This is a genomic window from Micromonospora foliorum, from assembly GCF_022229015.1.
In the GTDB taxonomy this organism is placed as follows: Bacteria; Actinomycetota; Actinomycetes; order Mycobacteriales; family Micromonosporaceae; genus Micromonospora; species Micromonospora foliorum.
Genome location: NZ_JAKKFF010000135.1, coordinates 42693 through 66660, shown reverse-complemented (window position 1 = coordinate 66660; position 23968 = coordinate 42693). Strand labels below are relative to the sequence as shown.

Sequence of the window (23968 nt, the reverse complement as noted above, 5' to 3'; positions counted from 1 at the left end):
GGTTCTTCCGATCTGGGTGGCGCCCGTGGGCTGTTCGCGAGGTCGAGCAACGCGTCGGCCAGCGCCGGCCGCGCGGCGGTGGTGCGCAGCTGGTCGACCGCCGACCGGAGCGCGTCCGGGTCACCGTCGCGCAACCCTCGGCTCTGGTCGGCCAGCGCGTGCCACAGCGGCACCGGAGTGCGGGTGGACACCAGCTCGACCAGTTCGGTGACCCGGCGGGCGGCTCGGGTGTCGTCGGCGGCCACCGCCGCGCGTACCAGTCGGGGGCCGAAGTGCGGCACGGGCAGCAGTGACCGGACCGACCGGTGCAGGTCGGCGACGACCCTGGTGAGCAGGCCGGCCGGCGTGCTGAGGGCGGGGTCGCGAACCGCCACGCAGAACGCGAAGCTCCACATCGTGCGGTCCGGCCATTGATCCTCGGCGAGGCAGGCGCGGAGGATGGCGCGCGCGTCGTCGTGCTCGCCACGGCGGTAGCGGACCTCGCCGATCACCGCGACCAACAGGGCACGCACCTCCCTGCTGAGGTCCGCCGAGTCGGAGCTGAGCGTCGTGACGGCCAGCGCGGCCGCCTCGGGCAGCTCTCCCACGGCAACCATGCGCAGACAGTCCAGCGCGGTCAGCCCGGTGAGCGAAACGTCGGTCTCGTCGGGCGCCTGGCGGGTCGCGGCCCGCGCGTCCTGGTGCCGGCCCAGGCCGAGCTGCACGAGGATCCGTTCCGTCCGGATGGACGGGGCGTCGGCGCGTGCCGCCCAGGAGTCCGGGTCCAGGGCCGCCAGCACGGCCTGGGCGCCCGGTAGGTCACCGTGCGCGAGCGAGCGGGCGGCCCGGCCGAGGGCGAGGTGGCGAGCGGACGCCTGGTCACCCGACGCGGCGTGCGCGGTGCCCGCCTCGCGGAGCAGGGCGTCGGTGTCGGGATGTCCCGTGCGGGCCGCGATCGTGGCGACCAGGGCGAGCAGGGTCCCGCGGCTCCGGGCGTCCAGTCGGAGGTTCAGCGCCTCCCGCAGACCGGCGAGGGCGGTGGTCGGCTGCTCCAGTGCCACCATCTGCGCCAGGCGCCCGAGCAGGAGGGTGCGGTGACGCTCCCCGCTGCGACTCGTGGCGATCTCCGCCGCCAGGACGTGGAGCGCCTCCATCCCGCGTCCGGCGAGCCGGAGCTGATCCGCCGTGCCGAACAGCCGGTGGCGTCGTTGCTCGGCGTCGGCGGCGGTGTCGTCGCCCGGGATCGTTCCAGCGTTGAAGGGTGATTCGGACAATGGCGTTCTCCCCGGTTGTTACCAGGCGCGTCGAAAGGCCGTCCTGCGACCGAGCCTAGCGATGGCGGCAGGTACGGGCGAGCAGATGGACGAACCGGCGGGATTGCGCCGAATGGCCCACGCCGTCCGGCATTTGATGTGCGGTAATGGCGCGATCACGTGATGCGACGGCCGGTGTTCGGCGTCGATCATCGAATCATGGCTCAGCTCACCGAACTTCCCGGTCTGCACCGGCTCCGGGTCGTACTGCTGATGTTCGTCCTCTACGCCGGCACCGGGGTGGGTGGTCACGTTCCGGCGTGGACCCGCCTGGTGCTGATGGCGACCGCGGCGGCGGTTCCGGTCGCGATCGCGGTCCAGTACGGCTGGCCCGGAGTGCGTGCCCTGCTGGGGATCTCGTCCCGGCTACGGCTGCGGGGCGGGTCCGTTCCCGCGCCCAGTCCGATCCAACCCGAGTGAGGAGACAGCGATCATGGCGAACAGCGATCCCGAGCCGCGGCGCGGCGACCAGGGCGCCGCGCCTTTCGCGGGCCGTAACGTCGAGCTGGAGCGGCAGAACCCGGATCTCCTGGTCCCACCGACGACCGACAGTCGGCTGGTGCCCAACCTCAAGTTCTCGTTCTCCCAGGCGCACACCCGGGTGGAAAAGGGTGGCTGGACCCGGGAGGTCACCAGCCGTGACCTCCCGATCGCCAGTCAGTTGTCCGGCGTCCAGTTCGGTCTCGAGCCGGGCGCGTACCGGGAGATCCACTGGCACCAGCAGTCGGAGTGGGCGTACATGCTCAGCGGCAGCTGCCGGATCAGCGCCGTCGACCACGAGGGCCGCAACTTCATCGAGGACGTCAAGGCGGGCGACCTGTGGTTCTTTCCGCAGGGTGTGCCGCACAACATCCAGGCGTTGGAGGACGGCGCGCAGTTCCTGCTGGTCTTCGACGACGGCGCGTTCTCGGAGAACAACACCTTCCTGCTCAGCGACTTCTTCGCACACACCCCTCGACACGTCCTGGCGAAGAACTTCGGCTGGACGCTGGAACAGATGGAGAACCTGCCCGAGCGGGAGAAGTACATCTTCCAGGGCGACGTCCCACCGCCCCTGCAACAGGACCGGGTGGTCAGCCCGACCGGCGACATCCCACGAAGCTTCAAGCACCGGATGCACGCGCAGACCCCGCAGCGTTTCCGCGGCGGAACGGTTCGGATCACCGACTCGACCAACTTCGCCGCCTCCGTGACCACCGCCGCGGCCCTGGTGGAGGTCGAGCCGGGAGGAATGCGCGAGTTGCACTGGCACCCCACCACCGACGAGTGGCAGTACTACATCTCCGGCACCGGGCGGATGGGCGTCTTCGCCTCGCAGGCCGCCGCCCGGACGTTCGACTTCCAGGCCGGCGACGTGGGTTACGTCCCCTTCGCGTACGGCCACTACATCGAGAACACCGGCGACGAGCCGCTGGTGTTCCTGGAGATGTTCCGCCATCCCCGATTCGAGGACATCTCGGTGATGCAGTGGATGGCCAACACGCCCCACGAGGTCATCGCCGACACGATCAACGTGCAGAAGTCGATCGTGGACAGCCTGCCGAACACCAAACAGGTCGTGATCTGAGCAAGGCGTCCGGCCGTCCGTCGCCTGGCGGACGGCCGGACCGGTGGGTCAGCTCCCCGCGGGTGCCGGCGAGGTGGGAACCGCGGCAGGTCGTCGGCGGCGAGAAACGTTCCCCAGCACGACGTCGATGACGAGGAAGGCGAGCAGGGTGAGCCCGAACAGGGGCAGCGCCCAGCCGATCGCCACGGTCACCGGTACACCGATCAGCAGCGCCCAGAGCGGCAGGCCGCGTACGCCGCCGCGGGCCGGCGGGGTGCCGGCTATCGCACGGCGGCCGGCGCGGGTGGGTCGGCGTTGCCACCACATGCGGTAGCCCCAGAAGATGACGCAGAGCAGCCCGAGGGCGAGCGCGGCGAGCAGGATCTGGTTGACCAGGCCGAAGAGGACCCCCATGTGGGCCTGAATACCGAGGCCGCTCAGTTTGGCCAGCAGGGGCCAGTCGGCGAAGTCGCTGCGGGCGGTGACCGTGTCGGAGGCCGGGTCGACGGCGATGCGGTCCTTGTTGACCGGCCAGGTGTTGTCGACCTGCGTGACGGTCCACGCGGAGCCCGGCTCCGGCGCGGGGGTGATCTCGACCGGGCCGGAGAGGCCCGCGTCGCGAGCGACCGCAAGGACCCGGTCGAAGGCAGCCGACTCGACCACCCCGCCCGCTCCGACGGCACCGTGCTCGTGGCCGCCGCCGGTCTCGGCAGGGGCGGCGGTGCCGGCGGTGAGGCTTGTGGAGATCTCCGGAGTGCGGGCGCTGAGCGCGTCGAGGCCGGCGTCGAAGTTCGCGCCGGCGTAGCGGGACCAGGTCAGGCCGGTGAGCGAGAGGAAGAGGAGTCCGACGGTGAGCCAGATGCCGGTGGTGGCGTGCCATCCTCGGGTACGGCGGACCCCCTTGCCGGTGGACAGGTCCGGCACGAGCAGGTGCCGAGCGGCGGCGCGGGTGGCACCGCGTCGACGCCACCAGAGGACGACCCCGCCGAGCGCCATCACCCACAGCCAACTCGCGGCCAGCTCGGAGTAGTGCCTGCCCACCACGCCCAGGTGCAGGTGGCGGTGCAGGTCGTCCAGCCAGGTCGTGGCCGGGGTGGACCCGAACCAGGTGGTGAGCTGCCCCTTGACCTGCGCGGTGTACGGGTCGACGTAGACGGTGTGCTGCTTCTCGCCGAGTTCGGGCAGGGAGAACACCACAGTCGTGGTCCGGTCGCCGTCGCCGGGTTGCACTGTGGTGATGCTGCCGTCGGGGTGTGCGTTGCGTGCGGCGCCGATCTGCTCGGCCAGCGGGAGCTGACGGTCACCCACCTGGGCGACGGTCAGCTGGTCGCCGTAGAGGATCGTGTCGAGTTGCGGGGTGGTGGTGTAGGCCAGGCCGGTCAGTGCGGCGACCACCAGGAACGGGGCGACGAGGATGCCGGCGTAGAAGTGCAGCCGCAGCAGCAGCGCGCCGAACGGTGACGTGCTCCGGGCCGGCCGGGCCGGTTTCTCGGCGGTGGTGGCGCGCTCCGGCGTCGACGTGCCGGACAGTTCGGTGAGAGACATGGTGATCCGATCGGAAGAGTCGGGAAGCACCTGAAGGTTTTTCCCGTACTGGTCTGGTCGCCCGGTGAGGTGTCGCGTCGGCCCTGACTGGTAGTCGGGGGAGAGACACCGGTGGTTCCCCGGGAGGCGGCAGATCGGGTCCCCCGATGTCTCAGGACTGGTCGGGCCCGGCCGCGCGACCCGGATCGCTGTCGGTCCGTCCGGCGACGGCGAGAAACGCGTTGTAGCGGGCCAGGTCGTCCTCTGCTCCGCTGGCGTCGGCCCGGTCGGCGGCCCGGTCGAGGCGGCCCTGTTCGCGCTGGTCGGCGCGAATCCACTGCCGAATCAGGACGATCATGACGACGACGGCGGGTAGTTCGCCGAACGCCCAGGCGATGCCGGCGCCGAGCTGCTGATCGGTCAGCAGTGGCGACGCCCAGGTGGGGTGCACGGCGAGGTACCAGCCGGGGGCGATGACGGTGGTCGTCTGCATGAGGACCAGGCCGAAGAAGCCGTGCGCCATCATCGACGCCAGATGGATGATCACCAGCAGGGGATGGGGGAGGCGTCGGCGGCCCGGGTCGACACCGATGAGCACCCAGAACAGCAGCCAGCCCGCGACCACGAAGTGGGTGAGCATCGCGAGGTGACCGACGTGGGAGCGCATCAACACGCCGAGCAGGTCGCTGAGGTACAGGCCGAACAGGCTGGCGGTGTAGATGCCCAGCGCGACGAGCGGATGTGTCAGCAGCTTCGTGAGCCGGCTGTGCACCGCGATCAGCAGCCACTCCCGGGCACCGCGTACCCCAGGGTCGGCCGGTCGACGCAGTGCCCGCAGGGCGAGGGTGACCGGCGCGCCGCCGACCAGCAGGATCGGCACCAGCATCGACAACACCATGTGTTGGGCCATGTGCGCGCTGAACAGCACGTACGCGTAGCGGGCGACGCCGAGACTGGTGCTCGCGGCAAGTAGCAGCAGCCCACCCACCCAACTTGCCGTCCGGGCGAGCGGCCAGCCGTGCCCCGCGAGGCGCATCCGTCGTACACCGCCCAGGTACCCGCCGATACCGAGAGCGCAGAGGGTCAGGAAGAACATGTCCGGCAGCGGCTGCCCGAGCAGGTTGCCCACGGTCGGTGCGGTGGGCATCGGGAAGCCGAGCAGCTCGGTGATCGGATCGGCGTCGACACCGGCTTCGGCGACCGGAGTGGGGCTGCGCGAGAGAGCCACCGCCAACCCCACGGTGGCAGCGAACACGATAAGTTCACCGGCGGCCAGCCGGCCGAACGCCCACCGCCTTCCGGCGCGCAACGCCGGCAGGGTACGGGAGCGGTGTGTCGCGCCGAGCGCGCCGAGGATCAGCAGGGCGGCGAGCTTGCCGAGCACCAACCAGCCGTAGCGGGATTGCCAGAGCTGGTCGACCGAGCCGAGGAGGACGGCGGCGTTGGCCGCCCCGCTGACCGACACGGCGACGAAGCAGCCCAGGGCGAGGCGGCTGTACCGAGCGGCGGCGTGGGCCAGCAGCCGACTGCGTCGTACCACCAGCAGGGCGATGAGAGAACCGATCCACACAGCGGCGGCGAGGATGTGCAGGGCCAGGCTGGTGACGGCGATCTGGTGGTTACCGGCCCCGGCGGAGTGCCCGGTGAAGGCCGGGGGTAGCACCGCCACCAGGGCCAGGACCGCGACGGTCGCGGCGAGCCCACGGGACACTCCGAACCGGGCCAGCAGTGCCACGGCCAGGGCCAGTCCGGCCTGCAGTGTGAGCGACTGGCCTTGCGAGATGGTGGTGGCGAAACTGACGACCGTCGCGGGCCCGAGCGTCGCCAGTGGTTGTCCGAGCAGGTCCGAGGCGGTCAGCCCCACCAGGGACAGCGCCGCCACCGACCAACCGAGCGCGGCGACACCGGCCCGCCGCAGGAGCAGAAAGCCGTGCGGCGAGACGCTGCCTCCGTCGCCGGGTAGCAGGAACGCGGCGGTCACCAGCATGCCGACGGTGACGGTGGCGAGACCGTCGGACAGAAGCCGGAACACGGGTAGTGCCCGGGTCGTCATCGGTCCCGCGTCGGGGAGGCCCGGAATCGCCGCCGTGAGCGCACCCCCCACCCGCAGGCCGAGTACCAGGAGGGTGGCCCCCGATGCGACGCCGACAACCGTGATCAACCAGCCGGAGCCGTTGGGACCCTTGCGTCGGTCGCCGGATGAGGATGGACCGGCCGGGGTTGTCGAGGCGGTGGCGACGGTGCGGGCGCCGCTCGGACCGTCGGTGGCGAACTGCCGTGGTGCTGTGTCGGACACGTGTTGACCTTGATCGGTGAGGTGATGGGGTGACCCGACGGCACGGCGGCGGGTCGGATCAGCGCCGGGCCGCCCGCCGCCGCAGCAGCCCAGCCGTTGTCAGGACGAGGAAGGCCAGCGCGGCACCCAAGACGAGCACACCGGCGCTCGGACCGCTGCCGGACTCCACTGCGGCGGCGGACGGGGCGGGCGCTGACGAGCTGACGGCGGCGACCGGCGCGGCGCTCGACGTGGGATCGGCCACCGTGAACGGATACGACCCCTGAACCGGGTGCCCGTCGACGGAGACGACCCGGTAGGCGACCGTGTACGTCCCGTTCGGCAGGGGGTCGGTCACCCGGACCGCGCTCGTCGCTCCGGTGACCACCGGTTCGCCGGTGGGAAGCTTCCGCTTGGCGGCGTCGGTGAGCACGATCGTGGTGAACGTGGGGTCGAGCCTCTGCGTGAATTCGAGCGTGACCTCGGTCGGTGCGTTCGGCAGGGTCGCGTCCTGAGCGGGCGTGGCCGTCCGCAGCGAGTTGTGCGCCCAGGCCGGGCTGCCCGGGATGAGCACCGCCACGAGGACGGCGAGCACCGCCGCGCCGAGCCGGACGGCGGTGGGCCGGGACGACGGTACGGTCATGACGAAACTCCGGTTGGGGTCATCCGAGCACCTGCTCGCCGACCCAACCGCCCGGTTTACATCCGGGCGGGATGGCGAAGACGGCGGACCCGATCGGCGTGGTCCATTCGTTGAGCAGGTCCCGTTCGGCCAGGCGGCGTTGGATGGGCAGGTACTGCCGGGCGATGTCGGCCTGGTACGAGGTGAAGATCAGGCCGCTGTCGGCGTGACCCTCGGCTGTCGGCACACCGTCGTAGTTGTAGGGCCGGCGCAGGATCTTCAGCCGGTCGTCGGTGACGTGGGCGCGGGTCAGATGAGAGAAGTCGGGGATGACGGTGAGGCCGTCGGCGTCGGTGGCGGCGAAGTCGGGTTCGTCGTGTTCGGCGGTGCCGGTGAGCGGGGCGCCGGTGTCGAGCCGCCGCCCGACGGCGAGTTCGCGGTCGGTCCGGCCGAGCAGGTCCCAGGTTTCCATGTTCATGCTGATCCGCCGGATCACCAGGGTGGTGCTGTCGCGTAGCCACGCCGGGCCGTCCGGCGCCCAGAGCGCGGCGTCCATGGGCGCGCCGGGTCGGGGGTTGGCGGTGCCGTCGAGCTGACCGAACAGGTTGCGTTGGGTGTGGCCGCCCGGTTCGACACCGGGGCTGCGCCGGAAGCCCTGCTGGACCCACCGCACGGTGGCGAACGGTCGGCTGTCCTTGACCAGGACCCGTTGGGCGTGGGCGACGGTGAGCGCGTCGTCGGCGCAGATCTGCAGCAGCAGGTCACCGCCGGACCAGGCCGGCTGGAGTCGGTCGATGCGGAACGACGGGAGGTCGGTGACCGATGCCGGCCGCCGGTCGTCGACGCCGGCCGCGCGGTAGAGGCCGGGCCCGAAGCCGAAGGTCACGGTCAGCCGTGCCGGCAGTAGCCCGAGTTCGGCTTCGGTGTCGGCCAGCGCGGGCCGGCCCTGGGTGAGCCGGGCGGCGTCGTCGGTGAGCAGCCGCAACATTCGACCCAGCGCGGCCCGGTCGACGCCGGTCCGCAGGGTGAGCGCCACGAACGACGCGTGTGCCTGTGGTTCGGTGGCCACCCCGGCCTGCCGGGCGCCGTGGAACGGCTCGACCAGGCCGCCGACGGTCGCCGCCAGCGTCGTGTCGGCAGCCGGCACCGACGGTGGTCCGGTCCTCCCCGAGCGGGTGGCGGCGATCGCGGCACCGCCGGCCAGGGCTCCGCCGGCGGCCAGGGCTCCGCCGGTGAGCAGGCCACGCCTGCTCACCGGCCGAACAGACGGCGTCTGCGTCACGACGCCGGGCTCATGCTCATCTCCGGCGTGGCGCTCATGCCGGTCATCGGCTCGCCGTGCCCGGGGGCGTAGCTCTCCTGCGCGCCGGTGAACGGCTTGGCCATCGCGCGGAACTGCTGGGTCTTGCCGTCGGCGAAGGTCAGGGTGAAGGTCAACTCGTCGCCGGCCTGGACGGGCTTGGTGAGGTTCATCAGCATGAGGTGGTCCCCGCCGGGCTCCAGGGCGTGCGTGCTCTTTGCCTTGATCACGATGCCGCCCTGCTTCTGCTGCATGACCATCTTGCCGTCCTTCATGGTCATCTCGTGCAGCTCCATCGGTGACAGGGAGGTCGTCGCACCAGTCACCGTGATATCGGCGTCGCCGTCGTTGACCAGGGTCCCGAAGGCCGCCGTCATGCCCTTGTCGGCCGCCTTCACCCACGGGTCACGAATGCCGAGCACACCAGCGTCCGGGTTGGCCGAGGCCGCGGGCGGGCCCGCCTGCGCGGCCGACGGAGAGTCGGACGAGCCGCAACCGGCGACGCCCACCGTCAGGATCGCGGCGGCGAGGATGGCGGCCGAGCGGCGGCGTGAAGCGTTTGGGCTGGTGGTGCGCATGTGTTCTTCCTCCGATGGTTGCTGCTGGGAGGTTGGTCGGCCGCAGCTGGGAGAAAGTTCCGGACTCAGGGAACGTTGATCGTGAACTCCCCGGTGTGCCCCCGCGCCGGCGGCGGGTGCGCCGACACCGCCGCCGCGAGGGGCCGTACCGGTCTTGCCGCCGCCGGGCACCGGTGCGGGTCACCGAGGAAGCCGCCCGGGCCGGCAATCCGGTCGGATAGCGTCCACGTGACGTCTCGACCACGGAGAGTGTGGATTGCCATGCGTGCTGCGGTGCTGCGGGAGTTCGACGTTCCGCTGACGATCGAGGAGATCGATCAACCCACTCCCGAGGCGGGGCAGGTGCTGGTGCGGATCGTCGCCAGCGGGGTCAACCCACTCGACACGAAGATCCAGGCAGGGAAGGCCGCGCACGCGCGCGTCCACCTGCCCGCGGTGCTCGGCCTTGACCTTGCCGGCGTCGTCGCGGCGGTCGGCGCGGACGTGACCGGCTTCGAACCGGGGGACGAGGTGTACGGGCTGTGCGGGGGCGTCGGCGACCTCCAGGGCTCGCTGGCCGAGTACGCCGCCGTGGACGCCCGTTTGCTGGCCCCCAAGCCGAGCAGCCTCTCGATGCGGGAGGCCGCCGCGTTGCCACTGGCGGCGGTCACCTCCTGGGAGGGACTGGTCGACCGCGCCGGGGTCCACGCCGGGCAGAAGGTGCTGGTGCACGGCGGTGCCGGCGGGGTCGGTTACGTGGGCGTGCAACTCGCCCAGGCGCGAGGCGCCGAGGCGTACGCCACCGGCGGGCCGGCGAGCGTGCGGGTGATCGAGAGCCTGGGCGCCGTGCCGATCGACTACACCGCGAGCAAGGTCGAGGAGTACGTCGAGAGGTACACCGGCGGCGAGGGGTTCGACATCGTGGTGGACAACGTTGGTGGCGCGACGCTCGACGCCTCGTTCGCGGCGGTACGCACCTACCACGGGCACGTCGTCAGCGCGCTGGGCTGGGCCGCACACTCGCTCGCCCCGCTCTCGTTCCGTGGCGCGACCTATTCCGGCGTGTTCACCCTGCTGCCGATGCTCACCGGGCGGGGCCGTGAACACCACGGCGACATCCTGCGCGAGATCGCGACGCTGGCCGACGCCGGTGCGCTGCGCCCCCGGCTGGACGGGCGCCGGTTCACGCTCGACACGGTCATGGACGCCCACCGCCTGGTCACCGACGCCACCGCCGAGGGCAAGGTCGTCGTGGACATCGCCGGTTGAGCCGAGCCGTTCGTTCACACCGAAGAGGTCGCTGGTTCGGTACCAGCATCGCCCACGCAAGTCAAAGGCCATCCCCATTCATTGGGGGTGGCCTTTTTGCTGCCCGTACAGCAGCGAAGTACAGCAACGGTCAGCGGGCGAGTGACGACCCACCCGGCGCGGGCACGCGGGTTGGCACAGCTGGCGGTTCTCGATCAGCCGGGCGGTCGGTCCGCGATGCTACTTTGCCGGCCGTGAATGACAACCTGCGCGCCGTCGACTGGGAATCGCTGCAAGGTCCGTACGGACCCGCCTCGGATGTGCCAAGGCTGTTGCAGACGCTTCGAACTCACGACCCAGCGGCGCGGGGCGAGGCGGAAGAGCAGCTCGAAGACCATCTCCAGCACCAAGGCTTGGTGGAGGAGCCGGCTGCCGCCGCAGCGCCGTACCTGATCGATCTGCTTGCCGACCAGGAGGCACCGGATCGGCTGGTGGCCTACCGCCTCCTGCGGACGATCCTCGATTGTGTCGAGCTGTACGAATCGCCGAGGCCGGCGTCCGACGTTCCGAGTCTCAGCTACCTCGCATCGCAGCGCTCGGACTGGTGGTTGTCCAGGTCGCCGGAGTGGCGCAGGCATGGCGGATTTCAACGCCCGGTCACCGATCCCTGCCACGCCTCAGCGTATGAGGCGGTGCGGGCCGGTCTCCCCACGTACCTGCAGGTCCTGCAGGATCCCGCCCCTGACCTTCGGCTCGGGATGGCGTATCTGCTCGCCGCGTTCCCGCAGGAGTGGGCAACCGTGTCACCCGTTCTGGCCCAACGGCTCCCAGTCGAGACCGACCCGGCCGTAGCCGCCGAGATGTGCATCGCGGCCGGCCTCGCCGGCCAACCCTCCGACGGTGCCATCGTGGATGCGGTACGCCAATGGCGTGGCAACTCCGACCGGCTTCTCCACCGGGCGGCGCTGATCGGCTTGGTGCGGCTCCTCCCGGCACCCGACACGGCGCTTCTGGCCGAACTTGCCGACTGCTTGATGGAGCCGGTTCAGGATTGGGAGTCGCAGGCCGGCGCGATGGCCAATGCCGTCGCCTCGGCCCTCGGCGGTCTCACCGCGAACTCGGTGCCACAGCTCGCTGGACTGTTGCTGGAGCGGATGCGGGTTCCAGACCCGCACCGGCATGACTTCCTGGCACTGCGGCTATTGCTCGGCCTGGCCTTTCCCGGCGGTCCGCTTCGGGACGGCACCGCATTCGATGATCTCTCACCTCTGCAGCAGGAGGTTGTTCGGGTCGTCATTGGTGCCAGTCTGCTGAGGCAGGGCGCGATGATGCCGCGAGCCATCGGAGAGTGCAATCTCCCCTACACAGAGGAAGCTCTCGCGACCTGGTGCGCTGGACAGCCTCACAGCGCGACCTGACCGTAGCGAACGGTTGCAGCATCACCCGTCGAGGACATCCCCGAGGCGCTTGAGCGCTTCGCGCGTGGCCTTGGACGATACGTGCGTGTAGATCTCCATCGTCACGGAGAAGCGGGCGTGCCGTAGCACCTGCATGGCGACTCGCGGGTGGACGTCGAGGTCGGCCAGGAGCGTGGCGCAGGTGCGCCGTGCGTCATGGACGGTGATCGGAGTGGCGTTGGCTTTCTCGCATCTCGTCTGCCAGGAGCGCTGGAAGTTGCGCGGCTCGATCGGTGTGCCATACCGGGTGGTGAATACGAGGCCGGTTTCGTGCCAGGCTTTTCCGGCGGCTGCTCGCGCCTCTTCGCGTTGTTCCTGCCTGAGCTTGAGGGCGGTCAGGCAGATGTCGGGCAGGGGGAGGGTGGCGTCGGACGCCTGGGTTTTGGTGTCGCGGTGGAGGAGCTGCCCGCGTACGCGTTGCAGTTGGCGGCCGATGGTCAGCTCTCCGGCGTCGAGGTCGACGTCTGCCCAGGTGAGCCCGAGCGCCTCTCCCTTGCGTAGGCCGGTGACGAGGACCAGGGCGTAGGCGGCGTAGAGCGGGCCCTCGTCCCGGCGGGCGGACCCCAGGAACTTCCGCGCCTCATCGCTCGACCAGGACTTGCCCCGCCGCCGGCGGACGGTGGCCAGGGTGACCGACGCCGCCGGGTTCTTGGAGATGAGGTCTTCGGCCTGGGCGTGGGTGAGGGTGGCCCGCAAAGTGGCCCGGATATCGCTGACCGTGCGCGTCGACGGGACGGCCTGGCAGCAGCGGCCGACCGCGCAGCAGCGCCGCTTGTCCTCGCAACGGGAGGCGTCCTTGCCCTGGGCGCAGCACTGGCAGGTCCGGGCAACCTGGTTGATCCACGTCTGCACGTCCCGCGACTGGAGCCGGTCGAGCCGCTTTGCCCCGAGGCCGGGGGCGATGTAGCGGCGGACGAACGTCTCGTAGGTGGCGTAGGTCAGTGGTGCCCGGTTGGGCTGGATGATCTCGTTCAGCCACCAGGTGAGGAAATTGCCGACCGTCGGGACGTTGGTCGCCACCGGTCCCTGTTTCGCCTGCTGGTGCAGCTTGATCCACTTGTCGTGGACGGCCTCGCGGGTCTTTCCGTAGACGTACTTGCGGGTGCGTCTGCCGTCCGGCTTGGTGACCCAGACGTACGCGGCGAAGCCGTTGCGGTAGGGGAAGATGGAGCCTTCGCCGTTGGCTCGTGTGCGTCCGGGCATCAGGCGGCCTCCTGGCGTTCGACCTGTTCGCGGATGTAGTCGTCGACCCACTCCGGGAGGATGCGGCGGTACTTGCCGTCCTTGATAGAGCGCAGCTCGCCGGTGGCGATCTTCATCTTGACCTTGGAGATGCCGAAGCCGAGAAGGACGGCGACCTCGGCAGGGGAGTACCAGCGGGGGCGGAGGTCGTGGGTCATGCGGCGGCTTCGGTGAGCCAGGCTTCGTGGGCGAGTTCTTCCCGGCCGATGCGTCTGCTCTCGCGTCGCTGACTTGCGGCGGTGTTGGCGAGTAGGGCGTCACCTTCGATAAGCCAGCCGGACCCGCTGTAGGTGAGGGTGCTGACGGTGATCGTGTCTGGCGGGTCGTCGTCCTCTTCGCGCCGGTAGGTGGCGCGGGTGTCGCGGAGCAGGCCGAAGGTGACGGAGTAGCGGCGGGCCTTGGTGAGGAAGTGGCCGCCGAAGCCGAGCATGTGCGCCCAGCGGCGCAGCCCGGCGTAGGCGTTCGGTTCCGTGTCAAGGCTGCCTTGACGGTCGCCGGCCGTTATGGCGCCGCTGGCGGTGTCGGTGCCCACGGGCCGTCCGAGGTGCCAGCAGGCGTCGATGAGGCGGGCGAGATGGTCGCCTTCCGGATCGGCGTAGTCGTCGACGGTGGCAGGGGTGAGTCGGGTGGATTGATGGCCGGTGGCTTCGGTGGCCTTGGTGGCGTACTTGGCCAGGTAAGCGGCCACCTTGCCATCGGTCAACTCGCCGTTCGCAGCGTTGATCCGTCGCACGTCGACCTGCTCGCCCCAGGCCACCATCCAGCCCTGCGGCCGGTCGGGATGCGGAGGTGTGGTGACGACGATCTGCCGCGCGGCGGCATGGACTGCGGCGTCGAAGTCCTCGATGGTGATGGCGGCCGGCGGCGGAACGAGAGCCTTCGGGTCAGGGTCGACACCGTCGAGGCGCAGCAAGGCGTGGAAGTGCACGGCTGCCCTCCTCTGCATCTCGGCGACCTTGCCGTGCGACACCCGCACCGGCGGCATCCGGCGCACCTTGCCGGAGTTGGCGACGACCTGGACGTGGGGGATGCCGCGACGTCGGCACAGCGCGGCGAGGTGACGTTCGATGGCCTGCTTGGTGCGCCGAACCCTTCGCCGCCCGCTGATACCGCGGCGGCTCATCACTGGCCAGGGCCTTCTTCACGGTGTTGCGAGACATCCTCAACCGCCGTGCGATGGCCTGAATCGCCATGCCCTCCGACCGCCGCAGCCGCCGGATCTCCGCCCAGTCCTCCACGCTCAGCACCTCCCGATGCTTCAGGAGGTGGTCCCGATTCAGCCGGAACCAGGTGGTCAGTTTTCAGGCGGAGCCGACAGTCAAGGCGTGTCTCGTCCAGTTCGGATGCCTTTGCCTGGCGACGGGATCAATACAACGCCAAGTGTTGACCACACATTCGGCGCTCGCCGCTGATGAGGCCGTGAGGCCGTTAGCTACTGTGCTGGCATGGTAGGCATGTCAAGTGGGCGGACCGCCGTCAGGCACCGCGAGCTGAAGCACTGCCTAACCCACCCCGAGCATCAGTTCTTCTGGGCACCTGCGCTCGGCTCATGCCCGTATTGCACCCTGAGTGATGCAGAGCGTTCGCGGGGCTCGTCCGACGAGGCCGTTCCCTGTCCGTCCGGCTGTTGTCCGAGCGCATCGGCTACCCAGGCTGCTGGTTCGTGACGTACACGCCCTTGCCCTGCCGGCCATCAATGAACCCCTCGGCTTTCAAGATGAGCATGGCGGCGCGGATGACGGTGTTGCTCACCTCGTAGTGCTCGCACAGGGCGGCGAAGGACGGCAGCTTGTCGCCCGGCTTCAACTGGCCGGAGCTGATCTGCTCGCGGATATCACGCGCGACCTGTTGGTAGGCGGCTTCAGACATAGGTGGTGCTCCCAGCTTGGCGGCTGGTGCAAGCAGATCACACCCTGGGTGCGACTTACAACGCTATGTGCGTTGACTGTTGACCCTGCGCACATTGCGTCCTAAGTTGCTTCTGGGGCTACCCAGCTTGGCGGCCGGGGGTCCTGCCGTGGGTGCCCGCCTCCCGACGTGGGTGCCCACGGCCTTACCCGGCGTCGGCGGGAGGCGTGATGACCAGGCCGAACAAATCAGCCGCTGGCAATCGCTGGCGATCCACCGGCGATCAGGCTGGCGGTCGACCGCACGTGCCCTACGACGCGTACCTCTTGGCCGTAGCGCTGACTCTGGCTCGCCGGCACCGGCCCGTCTGGTCCTGGCGACACTGGCGGCGCATCTGCCGTTGCGGAGGTGATCTGCCATGCCGAAGCCGCCACCGCATCCCGATCAACCGCGGTCACTGGCCCAGCCAGGACGGCCCGCAGTGACCACTCACCACCCGATCAAGCCAGCCTGGACGTGCGGCGGCTGTGCGGGGGAGTGGCCATGCCAGACCCGGTGCCGAGAGCTACGAGCCGAGTACGACCGAGCCCCGGTGTCACTCGCTCTCTACCTGGCCGCCCAACTCGTCGACGCCGCCCAGGACCTGGCCCACGTTCCCGCCGGCCACCTGCACTACCGATTCCTCGGCTGGACCCGATGAGCATCCTGCGGCCGGGTGACGAGAAGTTCCACTACAGCGACGGCTCACACAAGTGGATCCCACCGGACCCGGACTACGACCAGGAGGTCTGGGACGAGCAGGTCCGCCAGCACAAGCACGGCCACCTCAGGAACGAGCGCCCGAAGGTCCGCATCCAACGCCTCGTCTGACGCCAGCAGTACAGCAGTGAAGTACAGCAACCGTGCCAGCCGAACCGGCCCGAGAAGGGCGCTAGCAGGCCGTCTGACCTCGCATCAAGCCTGGCTCGACCGGCTTGCCGAGAGTTCACACCGAAGAGGTCGCTGGTTCGGTACCAGCATCGCTCACTCTCAATTTGCGCAAGTTAGAGGCCGCTTCCCGGGTTTGGCGGTGTCACGTTCGCTGTGCCTGAGGGTTCATCTCTGTGAGCCTTGGCGATGGGATGGTGTGACCGATGGACGAGAATGAGTGGTTGGCCGCGCGCTTCGAGCAGCACCGACCCCGGCTGCGGGCGGTGGCTTATCGAATGCTCGGTTCGCTGGCTGACGCGGACGACGCTGTTCAGGATGCCTGGCTACGGCTGAGCCGGTTCGACGCGGATCAGATCGACAACCTCGGCGGATGGTTGACCACTGTCGTCGCCCGGGAGTGCCTGCACATGTTGCGCTCTCGCCGACGCCGCCGGGAGGATCCGTTCGCCACGCACCTGCCCGACCTGGTTGTCATTCCGGACGGGGACCTCGACCCCGAGCAGGAGGCGTTGCTGGCCGACTCGGTGAGCTTGGCCCTGCTCGTCGTGCTCGACCAGCTCACTCCTGCTGAGCGGTTGGCGTTCGTGCTGCACGACATGTTCGACCTGCCCTTCGAGGAGATCGCCGGCATCGCGGGCCGCACCCCGGCCGCGGCGCGACAACTCGCTAGCCGGGCACGGCGCCGGGTGCACGGTGCCGATATCCCTTCACCCGATCCGGATCTAGCGCGCCAGCGGCAGGTCGTCCGTGCCTTCTACGCGGCTGCGTGGACCGGTGACTTCGACGCCCTCGTGCAGGCTCTCGACCCCGACGTCGTCCTGCGCACCGACTTCGGCACCGCCAGGCCGGCGACCGTCGTTCACGGCGCGGCGGCCGTGGCCAAGCAGGCGCGTGCCCCACGCGGTGGCCAGCTGCGCCCCGGCCTGGTCAACGGCGCGATCGGAACGTTGATCACCCGCGACGGGCAGCCGTTTTCTGTCATGGCATTCACTGTCGCGGGCGACAAGATCGTCAGGATCGACGTTGTCCGCGACCCCGACCGCGTCCACCGCCTCGCGTCCGTCCTCCTGAACCAGGCGGAGCGACCAATGGGGTGAATGCCGAACCCCACTTCCACGAGCTGTGGGTCTGATGCCGCGTGACCGGGCGGCGCAGCATCAGGCCAGGGACTCGAGATATTTCTGGGTTTCCAGCTTCTTGAAGTACTGCGCCCAGCCCGCCGGCTGCGCGTTGAACCCAGGTTCGCGGGCGGTGTGGTCGGCACCGTGCTCGACCAGCAGGCGCGCGATCGACAGCTCACCCGCTGCCGCCGCATAGTGCAAGGCGCTGGCGCCGGCGGCGGTGACACCGTTGACGCCGAAGCCAAGTTCGATGAGCAGCCGGACCGTTGACCAGTTGCGCGCCTCGGCCATCCGCGTAACCAGGTCTGCACGCCGATCGCACAGCCCAGGGTCGGCGGACAGCATCGACCGCATCGTCGCTTCGTCGGCGGCCTCGGCGGCTTCTTCAAACTGCATTGTGTCCTCCTCGCGTGTTTGCACTCGTGCTTATGAGCCCAGACGACGAGCCGATGTGACAGGGCGAGGTACTCGAACGAAGCCAGACGCGAGGCTGTCGACAGCCACGGTGGCAGCACCACGCCTGATGAAAACGCCCGTCGGCGGCCGTGTACGGGCTGTCGGGGAGTGGACGTGGCTCGGTCGCGCCTGGTAGGCAGGCGGGCGTGCGAATCGTCTCCCTGCTGCCGGCGGCCACGGACATCGTGGCCATGCTTGGCCTGACCGGGCAACTGGTCGGCCGTACCCACGAGTGTGACTGGCCGCCGGGGGTTCTGGCCGACATCCCGGCGGTGACCGCGACGTCCCTGCCTGAGGCCCTGACGAGCCGGGAGATCTCGTCGGCGATAGCCGGTGACGCGCACCGAGGATCGTCGTTGTACCAGCTCGACGTCGCCATGCTGGACGCTTTGAAGCCGGATCTGATTCTGACCCAGGATCTGTGCGACGTGTGTGCGGTCTCCTACCAGCGGGTCAACGACGCGGTTGGTCTGATCGATCTCGACACCAGGGTGATGTCCCTGGAGGCGAGGACCATCGACGGGATCCTGGACACGGTCGACGCCGTGGCCGCGCTGACCGGCACCGAAGGCAGGGCGGCGGAGATCCGAGCCGACGCCGAGCGTCGCCTCGCCGCGTTGCCGGGGCCGGTGCCTGGCGCGCCGACGGTGCTGTTCGTCGAGTGGCTTGACCCGTTGATGCCTGGCGGGCACTGGGTTCCGGAGCAGATCAACCATGCGGGTGGGCGGTCGCTGCTTCTCGGTCCGGGTGCGCACAGCACCCCGCACCGGTGGTCGATGGTCGCGGACCTGGCTCCCGAGGTGGTGGTGTTCGGGCCGTGCGGGTTCACGCCTGAGCGAACCTTCGACGAGCTGTCCGTGGCGACCGCGCAACCCGGCTGGGCGGACCTACCCGCGGTTCGTCAGGGGCAGGTGTGGGTGGTCGACGGGCCTGCCTACTTCAACCGCCCCGGCCCGAGGGTTGTCGACGGTGCGGAGATCCTCGCCGGCATCCTCGCCGGCCGCCCCGACTCCCGCGCTCGGCGGGTGCCCCTCGACGTCGGCTGACGCTGCCGCGCCCGAGTGGCGGAGGCGGATCTCCGATGCCGATCGCCCGTTGCCCCGGCATTCGCACCGCACCAAACCGCACCGATGGTCAGGCGTGTGCCCTCGCTGCACCGGCCAGGTCGACGATCCGGTCGCTCCAGCGGTCCAGCAGGGTCTGGTCGTGGGTGATGACCAGGACCCCGGCGCGCTGGGTCCGCTGGTAGTGAGGCTCAGTCGAGGATCGGCGGCGGCGCGCGGGCTTTGGAAGAGAGTGGCGACGCGGGTCCGCAGGGCGACCGGCACGGCGTACCGGACGGCGTCGACGAGCATCCCCGCCGCCGCGGTCGACGCCACGAGGCGTCGGAAGGTCGGAGGCATCCGGGTCACAGAGGGCTCCTGTGGTGTGGGGAGGAATCGTTGGTCGGGTGGGCGCAGCGCCGGAACCGTTGATCATCACGTTGACGCAGTTGCCACTCTTGGGCAATTACCACTTGCCTGCATCAGGTGGTTGATCAACCGCTGTTCACGTCGCGGTCTGGTGCCGAACACCCATCCGGAGCTGCACGTTTTCGCGCCTACGGCAGTGTGGGCGCGATTCCTGCCACCGCGATCCCGGAGCGCTTCGTGTCCCTGCACCGACGTCGTCGACGAAGCGCGGTGACCGTCCTCCCACTGGCGGTGCTCGCCGTCACCGCGTCCGTCACGGCCCTGCCGCCCCCGGCGGTGGCACACCCGTCCGGCGACCCGCAGACCGTGTCCATCGCGCGCGACGACCAGCGGCCGGAGGTCGTACGGGTGCGGTGGCGTGTCGGCGGCCCCGACGACCTGACGCTGCTCGGCGTCTCGCTCGGCCTGCTACCGCCCGACCGCGTCCTGCTCGACGGTGCCGTCGACTACCGCACGACCGATCCCGCGGTGATCGCATCGTCCGAGCGGTTCTCCGCGTACCTGCTCCAGCGGATCACGGTGGTCGACGGCGGGCGCCGATGCCTCGGCGTGGTCGCCGAGTCGAAGGCGCTGGCGAGGGCCGGCGCCACCGTCGACTACACCTGCCCCGGGCCGGTCGACACGGTCACCGTCGCGGTGCGGACGCTCACCGACCTCAACCCCGCGTACCGTGCGACGGCCACCGGCCCCGCCGGACAACGCGCGGAGTACGGCTCGAGTGAGGACTCCCACGACTGGGCCCTCGACGGCGCGCCGGCCGTGGTCGGCACCAACCGCGGCCACGGTGCCGTCCTCCGGCTCGCCGCCCTCGTCGGCGCAGCCGTGCTGGTCGCCGTTGGCGCGCTGCTGCTGACGCGGCGACTGCGGCGACGGCGGGCCCCGGCATGACCGCTACCACCGCCCCGTGGCGCGTCCGTCGGCCACCGCTGCCGGGCCCCATCCGTCGGTGGTGACGGTCACCGGTGACCGGCTAGGGTTCCGGAATGTTCCGCGCCGTCGTGTTGATCGCTGCTGTGGTGCTCGCCGCGGATCAGCTCACCAAGTACTGGGCCGAGTCCACGCTCTCCGGCGGGCAGACCATCTCCATCCTCGGTGACCTGCTGCAACTGCGACTCGTGTACAACCCGGGCGCCGCCTTCTCGATCGGCTCCGCGTACACCTGGATTTTCGCGGTGTTCGCGGCGGCGGCGGTGGTCGCGGTGACGGTAGTGGCGCGGCGGGTCACCTCGCGCGCCTGGGCGGCGGCGTTGGGCCTGGTGCTCGGCGGCGCGACGACGCACCTGCTGGACCGCCTCTTCCGGGAGCCGGGGTTCGCTCGCGGGCACGTGGTGGACTTCATCGACTACGCCGGGTTCTTCGTCGGCAACGTCGCCGACATCGCCCTCGTGGTCGGCGTGGGCATCATCATGGTGCTCAACGTGCGCGGCATTCCGCTGCACACGGCGGCCACCCCCGACGAGACCCGCAGCGACGAGCAGGTGTCGTCGTCAGGCTCCTGAACCGCCCGCCGGGCCGTCTGGGACGACTTCGTCGTCGGGGCTGACCAGGACGATCTCCAGCCGGCGCGGGCCGTGCACTCCCTCGACGCGGTTGAGCTCGATGTCGCTGGTCGCGGACGGGCCGGAGATCCAGGTCTGCGGCGCGCGCGGGTCCAGTCGGCTCAGTGCCTCCGGCAGCAGTCCGACGACCTGGTCGGTGCGGACGACGCAGATGTGCCGGTCGGGCACCAGGGTGAGCGCGCGTCGCCCCTGTGCCGGGCCGGCGTCGAGGATGATGGTGCCGGTGTCGGCGACCGCGACGGCGCAGCCGGTCAGGACCGCGTCCAGGTCGTCGAGCGCGGCCGGCGACAGCGGGGGCGCGTCGCGGTGCAGCTGCCCGCCGTAGCCGGCCAGCCAGTGGGCGGGGACGTCGGTGGGGACGGCGAGCCGGTCGACCTCGCTGAGCAGCCGGGGCAGGGCGTCGATGCCGTGGTGGACGACCGCCCGGTAGTCCTCCAGGCGGTCGACCAGGGTCTCGATCAGGTCGGGGCGGTCGTCGGCCCGGCGATAGCGGCGGGGCACCTCCACCGGCGGCGGACTGTCGGCCAGCGCCGTCCGCAGCCGCGCCAGGATCTCGTCACGTGCGCTCACTGCTTTCCCCACCATTCCCGGAAGGTCTGCGGCGCGGGCAGCGGCAGGTCTCGCGACCGGGTCCACGCCGAGGCCGGCCAGGGCAGTCGCCGCAGCGTCCGAGCGCCGGTGCGCCGCTCACGGTACGCCCCGAGTGGCCCCGCGCCGGCCCGGGCCAGGCGCAGGGCGACGGCCCAGCGTCGGGGGCTGCGCATCACCCAGGACAGGACGCGCATGGCGGCCCGTTCGGCCGGCGGGTGCGGAGCCTGCTGGCGGAGGTGCACCAGGATCTCCGGAATGTTGATCTTCACGGGACACACGTCGTAGCAGGCGCCGCAGAGTGTCGACGCGTACGGCAGCGAGGCGTTGTCGGCCACGCCGGTCAGCTGCGGCGACAGGATCGCCCCGATCGGCCCCGGATACACCGAGCCGTACGCGTGCCCGCCGGCCCGCTCGTACACCGGGCAGACGTTGAGGCACGCGGAGCAGCGGATGCAGGACAGCGCCGGCCGCCCGACCGGGTCGGCGAGCACCGCGGACCGGCCATTGTCGACGAGGACGACGTGCACGTCCTGCGGGCCGTCGCCGGGGGTGACGCCGGTCCACATCGAGGTGTACGGGTTCATCCGCTCGCCGGTCGAGGAACGCGGCAGCAACTGCAGGAAGACCTCCAGGTCGGTGAAGGTCGGCAGCAGCTTCTCGACGCCGACGACGCTGATCAGCGTCTCCGGGAGGGTGAGGCACATGCGGCCGTTGCCCTCGGACTCCACCACCACCAGCGTGCCGGTGTCGGCGACGGCGAAGTTGGCGCCGGAGACGGCCACCCGGGCCGAGAGGAAACGGCGTCGCAGGTGGGCGCGGGCCGCCTCGGCCAGCGCGGCGGGTTCGTCGCTCAGGTCGGCCGGCGCGTCGGCCATGCGACGCTGGAAGATCTCCCGGATCTGGGCCCGGTTGTAGTGGATCGCCGGCACCAGGATGTGCGAGGGAGTGTCCTCGCCGAGCTGCACGATCAGTTCCGCGAGGTCGGTCTCGTACGCGGCGATGCCGGCGGCCTCCAGCGCCTCGTTGAGCTCGATCTCCTGGGTCGCCATCGACTTGACCTTCACGACCTCGTCGGCCCCGGCGGCCCGGGTCAACGCGACCACGATCCGGCAGGCCTCGGCCGCGTCGCGGGCCCAGTGCACGGTGGCGCCGGCAGCGGTGGCGGACGCCTCGAACTGCTCCAGCAGCTCCGGCAACCGGCGTTGGACGTCCGCCTTGATCGCCGAGCCGGCGTCCCGCAGGGCCTCCCAGTCGGGTACCTCGTCGACGACCCGGGCTCGCTTGGCCCGGATGGTGCGGGTGGCCCGGTGCAGGTTGGCCCGGAGTTGCGTGTCGGCGACGGCCGGCTTGGCGGCGGTGGGAAACGGCAGTGGCGTGCGGATCCGCCCGCTCCCGGTGGCGGGTGCGACCGGTTGGCTCATGAGGTGGCTCCCGTCTCGGCGAGAATCTCGGCGTAGTGCACGGCCCGTACGCCGGAGCGGTGGCGGTCGAGGCCGCCGCCGATGTGCGCCAGGCAGGAGTTGTCGGCCGCGGCGAGCACCCGGGCGCCGGTGTCGCGGACCCGGGCGCACTTGTCGGTGAGCATCGCGGTGGAGACGTCCGGGTTCTTCAGGGCGAACGTGCCGCCGAAACCGCAGCACTCCTCGGCGTCGCCCAGCTCGACCAGCTTGATCCCGCGCACCTGGCGCAGCAGGGTCAGCGGCCGGTCACCGAGGCGCAGCATCCGCAGGCCGTGGCAGGTGGGGTGGTAGGTGACCGTCTCCGGGAACTCGGCGCCCACGTCGGTGACGCCGAGCACGTCGACAAGCAACTCGGACAGCTCGTACGTGCGGGCGGCCACCGAGGTGGCGGGTGGGTGCAGGTGCGGGTACTGGTCGCGGATCATCGCGGTGCACGACCCGGACGGCGCGACGATGGCGTCGTAGGAGTCGAAGACGTCGACGTAGTTGCGCACCATCGGCAGGGCTTCGGCCCGGTAACCCGTGTTGGCGTGCATCTGCCCGCAACAGGTCTGGTCGGCGGGGAAGTCGACGGTGTGGCCGAGTCGCCGCAGGATGCGGGTGACCGCGATGCCGGTGGCCGGGAACGCGAGGTCGTTGACGCAGGTGATGAAGAGGGCGATCCGCATGGCGGCTCCTCGGGTGTGTGGGGGTGGGTCACGCCGAGTCGCGCGGTGTTCCGGGGGCGGCGGGGAGCCGGTCGAAGGCGGGAAGGTGGCGTTCCCGAGCGGCGCTGAGGTGGGCGCACATCGCCTCGGTGGCGGCGGCCGGGTCGCCGGCGACGATGGCGGCGGCGATGCGCTGGTGCTCGGTGTTGGTGTCCGGCGCGCCGGCGACCGGAAAATACAGCCGGTGCAGGTGCAGGTGGGAGTGCAGCCGGGTGATGGTGTCCCGCAGCAGGGGGCTGCCGGAGGCCTCCGCGATCAGGTCGTGGAACTTCGCGTCCAGCGCGGTGAAGGCGGCGTGTCGGCGATATCCGTCGCCGGCCTCCACGTCGATGCTCGCCGCCGCCTCGACGCTGATCCGTTGGCGGGTCTCGGCGGAGGCGTGCGTGGCGGCCCGCCCGGCGGTGGCGCCCTCCAACAGTTGGCGGACGTCGAACAGGTCGTCGAACTCGGCCCGGCTCAGCAGCGGCGTGGTGGTGTAGCCGGAGAGCGGGCGTTTCCGGACCAGGCCGTCGGCCTCCAGTCGGGCGAGGGCCTCGCGGACCGGGGTGGGGGAGACATCCAACTCCCGGGCGAGCGCGTCGATGTTGACCCGCTCGCCGGGGGGAAGGATGTGGTCCATGACAAGCGTCTTTATCGACTCGTAGACGTCCTCGGTGAGGGTGAGCCGACGGGCGGGACGGAGTCGACCCTCGCGAGGTTCCTGCTGGGCCATCTCGTCTCCTCAGCAACCCCTTGACTGTGCCGGTGTGAGCGAGTACACA

At 70.4% G+C, this 23968-nt stretch carries 22 protein-coding genes and 3 pseudogenes; 9 read left to right on the top strand and 16 right to left on the bottom strand.

Going from position 1 to position 23968, the window contains the following annotated elements; translation table 11 throughout:
- A pseudogene (locus PSH25_RS12275) lies at positions 1 to 1253 on the bottom strand (helix-turn-helix transcriptional regulator); the annotation flags it as partial.
- Positions 1254 to 1451: 198 nt separating this feature from the next.
- Between PSH25_RS12275 and PSH25_RS12270 the strand changes: the two are divergent.
- Both PSH25_RS12270 and PSH25_RS12265 read left to right on the top strand, forming a co-directional pair.
- Positions 1452 to 1712, top strand: a complete 261-nt coding sequence (locus PSH25_RS12270; protein WP_238659224.1) for a hypothetical protein — start codon at positions 1452 to 1454, stop codon at positions 1710 to 1712.
- A gap of 13 nt (positions 1713 to 1725) precedes the next feature.
- Entirely contained in the window at positions 1726 to 2859 is a 1134-nt protein-coding gene (locus tag PSH25_RS12265) for a cupin domain-containing protein (RefSeq protein ID WP_238659223.1), read from the top strand.
- 48 nt (positions 2860 to 2907) lie between these two features.
- Here PSH25_RS12265 and PSH25_RS12260 read toward each other — a convergent pair whose 3' ends face one another.
- The 5 genes from PSH25_RS12260 to PSH25_RS12240 all read right to left on the bottom strand — a co-directional run bounded on the left by PSH25_RS12260 (position 2908) and on the right by PSH25_RS12240 (position 9137).
- The gene (locus PSH25_RS12260; RefSeq protein ID WP_238659222.1) at positions 2908 to 4383 is read right to left on the bottom strand and encodes a PepSY-associated TM helix domain-containing protein; all 1476 of its coding nucleotides are present in this window, start codon (positions 4381 to 4383) and stop codon (positions 2908 to 2910) included.
- 151 nt (positions 4384 to 4534) lie between these two features.
- On the bottom strand, positions 4535 to 6658 hold the full coding sequence (locus tag PSH25_RS12255) for a bifunctional copper resistance protein CopD/cytochrome c oxidase assembly protein (RefSeq protein ID WP_238659221.1): 2124 nt from the start codon (positions 6656 to 6658) through the stop codon (positions 4535 to 4537).
- Between the two features lie 58 nt (positions 6659 to 6716).
- Complete coding sequence (locus PSH25_RS12250) at positions 6717 to 7280, bottom strand: copper resistance CopC family protein (protein ID WP_238659220.1); 564 nt, start codon at positions 7278 to 7280, stop codon at positions 6717 to 6719.
- Between the two features lie 19 nt (positions 7281 to 7299).
- A complete protein-coding gene (locus PSH25_RS12245) occupies positions 7300 to 8541 on the bottom strand; it encodes a Dyp-type peroxidase (protein ID WP_238659219.1) in 1242 nt (413 codons plus the stop codon).
- A complete protein-coding gene (locus PSH25_RS12240; RefSeq protein WP_238659218.1) occupies positions 8538 to 9137 on the bottom strand; it encodes a copper chaperone PCu(A)C in 600 nt (199 codons plus the stop codon). The genes PSH25_RS12245 and PSH25_RS12240 overlap by 4 nt, the downstream gene beginning before the upstream one ends.
- Before the next feature lie 261 nt (positions 9138 to 9398).
- Here PSH25_RS12240 and PSH25_RS12235 point away from each other — a divergent pair, with 261 nt between their 5' ends.
- Together PSH25_RS12235 and PSH25_RS12230 are read left to right on the top strand one after the other, a co-directional pair.
- On the top strand, positions 9399 to 10385 hold the full coding sequence (locus PSH25_RS12235) for a zinc-dependent alcohol dehydrogenase family protein (protein ID WP_238659217.1): 987 nt from the start codon (positions 9399 to 9401) through the stop codon (positions 10383 to 10385).
- Positions 10386 to 10618: 233 nt separating this feature from the next.
- On the top strand, positions 10619 to 11782 hold the full coding sequence (locus PSH25_RS12230; protein ID WP_238659216.1) for a hypothetical protein: 1164 nt from the start codon (positions 10619 to 10621) through the stop codon (positions 11780 to 11782).
- A 21-nt stretch (positions 11783 to 11803) separates the two neighbouring features.
- On the opposite strand, the gene PSH25_RS12225 is transcribed toward PSH25_RS12230, so the two are convergent.
- From PSH25_RS12225 to PSH25_RS12205, 5 genes and pseudogenes are all read right to left on the bottom strand, one after another.
- Positions 11804 to 13024 carry a tyrosine-type recombinase/integrase gene (locus PSH25_RS12225; RefSeq protein ID WP_238659215.1) on the bottom strand — a complete coding sequence of 407 codons (1221 nt, stop codon included), beginning with the start codon at positions 13022 to 13024 and terminating at the stop codon, positions 11804 to 11806.
- The gene (locus PSH25_RS12220; protein WP_107075187.1) at positions 13024 to 13221 is read right to left on the bottom strand and encodes an excisionase family DNA-binding protein; all 198 of its coding nucleotides are present in this window, start codon (positions 13219 to 13221) and stop codon (positions 13024 to 13026) included. The genes PSH25_RS12225 and PSH25_RS12220 overlap by 1 nt, the downstream gene beginning before the upstream one ends.
- Positions 13218 to 14150 (bottom strand): annotated as a pseudogene (locus PSH25_RS12215) (replication initiator); the annotation flags it as partial. The gene PSH25_RS12220 and the pseudogene PSH25_RS12215, both read right to left, overlap by 4 nt.
- 9 nt (positions 14151 to 14159) lie before the next feature.
- A pseudogene (locus PSH25_RS12210) lies at positions 14160 to 14301 on the bottom strand (helix-turn-helix domain-containing protein); the annotation flags it as partial.
- Between the two features lie 406 nt (positions 14302 to 14707).
- Complete coding sequence (locus PSH25_RS12205) at positions 14708 to 14932, bottom strand: winged helix-turn-helix domain-containing protein (protein WP_238659214.1); 225 nt, start codon at positions 14930 to 14932, stop codon at positions 14708 to 14710.
- A 675-nt stretch (positions 14933 to 15607) separates the two neighbouring features.
- On the opposite strand from PSH25_RS12205, the gene PSH25_RS12200 reads away from it, so the two are divergent.
- Together PSH25_RS12200 and PSH25_RS12195 are read left to right on the top strand one after the other, a co-directional pair.
- Entirely contained in the window at positions 15608 to 15781 is a 174-nt protein-coding gene (locus tag PSH25_RS12200) for a hypothetical protein (RefSeq protein ID WP_167362340.1), read from the top strand.
- Positions 15782 to 16044: 263 nt separating this feature from the next.
- A complete protein-coding gene (locus tag PSH25_RS12195; protein WP_238659213.1) occupies positions 16045 to 16938 on the top strand; it encodes a sigma-70 family RNA polymerase sigma factor in 894 nt (297 codons plus the stop codon).
- A gap of 60 nt (positions 16939 to 16998) precedes the next feature.
- On the opposite strand, the gene PSH25_RS12190 is transcribed toward PSH25_RS12195, so the two are convergent.
- Positions 16999 to 17358: an ankyrin repeat domain-containing protein gene (locus PSH25_RS12190; RefSeq protein ID WP_238659212.1), complete on the bottom strand. Its 360-nt coding sequence runs from the start codon at positions 17356 to 17358 to the stop codon at positions 16999 to 17001.
- A gap of 206 nt (positions 17359 to 17564) precedes the next feature.
- On the opposite strand from PSH25_RS12190, the gene PSH25_RS12185 reads away from it, so the two are divergent.
- From PSH25_RS12185 to PSH25_RS12175, 3 genes are all read left to right on the top strand, one after another.
- Positions 17565 to 18464, top strand: coding sequence for an ABC transporter substrate-binding protein (locus tag PSH25_RS12185; protein WP_238659211.1), 900 nt, complete (start codon positions 17565 to 17567; stop codon positions 18462 to 18464).
- Between the two features lie 564 nt (positions 18465 to 19028).
- Positions 19029 to 19778: a hypothetical protein gene (locus tag PSH25_RS12180; protein ID WP_238659210.1), complete on the top strand. Its 750-nt coding sequence runs from the start codon at positions 19029 to 19031 to the stop codon at positions 19776 to 19778.
- Between the two features lie 95 nt (positions 19779 to 19873).
- Positions 19874 to 20389, top strand: a complete 516-nt coding sequence (locus tag PSH25_RS12175; protein ID WP_238659209.1) for a signal peptidase II — start codon at positions 19874 to 19876, stop codon at positions 20387 to 20389.
- On the opposite strand, the gene PSH25_RS12170 is transcribed toward PSH25_RS12175, so the two are convergent.
- From PSH25_RS12170 to PSH25_RS12155, 4 genes are read right to left on the bottom strand one after another with little or no spacing between them, the layout of a single operon-like run.
- Entirely contained in the window at positions 20378 to 21019 is a 642-nt protein-coding gene (locus tag PSH25_RS12170; RefSeq protein WP_238659208.1) for a LutC/YkgG family protein, read from the bottom strand. The genes PSH25_RS12175 and PSH25_RS12170 overlap by 12 nt on opposite strands.
- Positions 21016 to 22461 carry a LutB/LldF family L-lactate oxidation iron-sulfur protein gene (locus PSH25_RS12165; protein ID WP_238659207.1) on the bottom strand — a complete coding sequence of 482 codons (1446 nt, stop codon included), beginning with the start codon at positions 22459 to 22461 and terminating at the stop codon, positions 21016 to 21018. Before PSH25_RS12165 ends, PSH25_RS12170 begins: the two co-directional genes overlap by 4 nt.
- Entirely contained in the window at positions 22458 to 23168 is a 711-nt protein-coding gene (locus tag PSH25_RS12160) for a (Fe-S)-binding protein (RefSeq protein ID WP_238659206.1), read from the bottom strand. The genes PSH25_RS12165 and PSH25_RS12160 overlap by 4 nt, the downstream gene beginning before the upstream one ends.
- Positions 23169 to 23196: 28 nt before the next feature.
- The gene (locus PSH25_RS12155) at positions 23197 to 23919 is read right to left on the bottom strand and encodes a GntR family transcriptional regulator (protein ID WP_238659205.1); all 723 of its coding nucleotides are present in this window, start codon (positions 23917 to 23919) and stop codon (positions 23197 to 23199) included.
- Positions 23920 to 23968: the final 49 nt, after the last annotated feature.

Bases quoted from the DNA above. Each gene is read 5' to 3' on its own strand.
- PSH25_RS12160 (WP_238659206.1), bottom strand. From the start codon at position 23,168: ATGCGGATCGCCCTCTTCATCACCTGCGTCAACGACCTCGCGTTCCCG.
- PSH25_RS12200 (WP_167362340.1), top strand. From the start codon at position 15,608: ATGAGCATCCTGCGGCCGGGTGACGAGAAGTTCCACTACAGCGACGGC.
- PSH25_RS12265 (WP_238659223.1), top strand. From the start codon at position 1,726: ATGGCGAACAGCGATCCCGAGCCGCGGCGCGGCGACCAGGGCGCCGCG.
- PSH25_RS12250 (WP_238659220.1), bottom strand. From the start codon at position 7,280: ATGACCGTACCGTCGTCCCGGCCCACCGCCGTCCGGCTCGGCGCGGCG.
- PSH25_RS12220 (WP_107075187.1), bottom strand. From the start codon at position 13,221: ATGACCCACGACCTCCGCCCCCGCTGGTACTCCCCTGCCGAGGTCGCC.
- PSH25_RS12165 (WP_238659207.1), bottom strand. From the start codon at position 22,461: ATGAGCCAACCGGTCGCACCCGCCACCGGGAGCGGGCGGATCCGCACG.
- PSH25_RS12205 (WP_238659214.1), bottom strand. From the start codon at position 14,932: ATGTCTGAAGCCGCCTACCAACAGGTCGCGCGTGATATCCGCGAGCAG.
- PSH25_RS12260 (WP_238659222.1), bottom strand. From the start codon at position 4,383: ATGTCTCTCACCGAACTGTCCGGCACGTCGACGCCGGAGCGCGCCACC.
- PSH25_RS12175 (WP_238659209.1), top strand. From the start codon at position 19,874: ATGTTCCGCGCCGTCGTGTTGATCGCTGCTGTGGTGCTCGCCGCGGAT.
- PSH25_RS12225 (WP_238659215.1), bottom strand. From the start codon at position 13,024: ATGCCCGGACGCACACGAGCCAACGGCGAAGGCTCCATCTTCCCCTAC.
- PSH25_RS12190 (WP_238659212.1), bottom strand. From the start codon at position 17,358: ATGCAGTTTGAAGAAGCCGCCGAGGCCGCCGACGAAGCGACGATGCGG.
- PSH25_RS12235 (WP_238659217.1), top strand. From the start codon at position 9,399: ATGCGTGCTGCGGTGCTGCGGGAGTTCGACGTTCCGCTGACGATCGAG.
- PSH25_RS12240 (WP_238659218.1), bottom strand. From the start codon at position 9,137: ATGCGCACCACCAGCCCAAACGCTTCACGCCGCCGCTCGGCCGCCATC.
- PSH25_RS12155 (WP_238659205.1), bottom strand. From the start codon at position 23,919: ATGGCCCAGCAGGAACCTCGCGAGGGTCGACTCCGTCCCGCCCGTCGG.
- PSH25_RS12195 (WP_238659213.1), top strand. From the start codon at position 16,045: ATGGACGAGAATGAGTGGTTGGCCGCGCGCTTCGAGCAGCACCGACCC.
- PSH25_RS12270 (WP_238659224.1), top strand. From the start codon at position 1,452: ATGGCTCAGCTCACCGAACTTCCCGGTCTGCACCGGCTCCGGGTCGTA.